The following is a 1,078-nucleotide window of genomic DNA, read 5'->3' as shown; positions in this document are numbered from 1 at the left end:
CAGTTTGCCGTCCCAGGCGGGTAACGGGGCGGGCGGCAGCGGGAGGATCTCGTTGATTTCGGGGACTTTGGGATTGGCGTAGGAGTAGCCCGAGAGGATTTTCCAGATTTTTTTATAGCGATCGGCGCGTTCGAGGTCTTCCTGTTGGCCCAGGTAGTACAACCGATCATCCGGCTCCGGACCACGGAAGCCCTCGCTCAAAAAAGACGCCGAAGTGCTGTCACCGGCCGCAACGCCAAGTTGGAATCCATCAAGTGCTTCTTGATAATGACCATCTGTCGACAGATCAACACCTAGGTCGGAGGCTGCATCACCGTGCCCCTGCTCGGCCGCGCAACGGCGCATTTTCCGGGCAACGTCCGGGGCAATGTTGATCGGCGCCAACTTGTCTGCGACATAGGCTTGAGCTAGCGGATTACCTTCATCGGCGGCTTTACGGTAGTAACGCAACGCTATTTCGTGATCTTTCTGCAGCCCCGCCGAACCGTTCTGCAGGAAGATGCCGACAAAGTAATATCCCGTTGCCACTCCGGCGTTGATCAGTTGCTCACTCATGCGCAAATGCTCTTCACCACGGAGTTTGAAAGTACCGCGCATGGCACCGTTCTGCAGATTGATATTGGCCTTGTAGTGGCCGTTTTCACTGGCGATGCGGTACAAGCGCTCGATCTCTACATCAACGGTCTTGTCCTGCTTGAGTTGGTTGTTCTTTTGCAACCAGCGCGCGTAATGGAACAGCACATCGACCTCGGCGGAGGCCGCAGGGATCTGCTCGTGTACACAGCTGAAGGCCAGCTTGGCCTTGACTTCAGTTAAAGGGTTCAAGGGCGTTTCCTTGGTCGAGGTAGAGGTAGGATTACTGGTATCGCAGGCGACCAGCAGCAGACATGACAGCAACAAGAGCCGGTGCATCAGTCGAGGTCCGACAGGTCGGATTCGCCGAAATAGAACTCGACGAGGGGGGCATAGGGAATCAATTGTTTGGATTGAAAATTCTTATTCCGTTTGATGATGTCTTCCCAGGCTTTGAACGCCTCCTTCGGATCATCCTGTGCACCCAAACCATTCGTGTGCATCC

1 protein-coding gene is annotated in these 1,078 nt (G+C 55.0%); it reads right to left on the bottom strand.

From position 1 onward, the window contains the following. Positions 1 to 912, bottom strand: a 912-nt coding sequence (locus ACM6G4_RS18670; RefSeq protein WP_414914304.1) for a DUF6396 domain-containing protein, incomplete at its 3' end; no start/stop codon positions are given. Positions 913 to 1,078 lie beyond the last annotated feature (166 nt).

The organism is Pseudomonas sp. IT-P258, from assembly GCF_949767825.1.
GTDB classification, from domain to species: domain Bacteria; phylum Pseudomonadota; class Gammaproteobacteria; order Pseudomonadales; family Pseudomonadaceae; genus Aquipseudomonas; species Aquipseudomonas monachiensis.
This window is presented reverse-complemented; position numbering and strand designations above follow the sequence as displayed.